The following is a 567-nucleotide window of genomic DNA, read 5'->3' as shown; positions in this document are numbered from 1 at the left end:
GTACGACGCGGGCGACTTCGACGCCACCCTGTTCGGTATCTCCCCGCGTGAAGCCCTCGGCCTGGACCCGCAGCAGCGCCTGCTCCTGGAGACCGCCCACGAGGCGATCGAACGCGCCGGCATCGCCCCGCACACCCTGCGCAAGAGCAAGACGGGTGTGTTCGGCGGCGTGATGTACCACGACTACGGTCCCGGTACGAGCGACGGCAGCCTGGTCACCGGCCGGGTCGCCTTCAGCCTCGGCCTGGAGGGCCCCGCGGTCACCATCGACACCGCCTGCTCCTCCTCCCTCGTCGCCGTCCACCTGGCCGCCCAGTCCCTGCGCTCCGGCGAGTCCACCCTCGCCCTCGCCGGCGGCGTCACCGTGATGACCGAACCGGACATGTTCCTGTACTTCAGTCATCAGCGGGGCATGGCCTCCGACGGCCGCTGCAAGTCCTTCGCGGCGTCGGCGGACGGTACGGGCTGCTCCGAGGGCGTGGGCGTCGTCGTACTGGAGCGTCTCTCCGACGCCCGCCGCAACGGCCACCCCGTCCTCGCCCTGATCAAGGGCTCCGCCGTCAACCA

General features: G+C 71.1%; 1 protein-coding gene. It reads left to right on the top strand.

Going from position 1 to position 567, the window contains the following annotated elements; genetic code table 11:
- Window positions 1-567 (top strand): polyketide synthase (locus IE277_RS46850; protein ID WP_189960246.1); only part of this gene is annotated, 567 nt, incomplete at both ends.

The sequence above is a fragment of the Streptomyces alanosinicus genome, assembly GCF_014650595.1.
In the GTDB taxonomy this organism is placed as follows: Bacteria; Actinomycetota; Actinomycetes; order Streptomycetales; family Streptomycetaceae; genus Streptomyces; species Streptomyces alanosinicus.
This window is presented reverse-complemented; position numbering and strand designations above follow the sequence as displayed.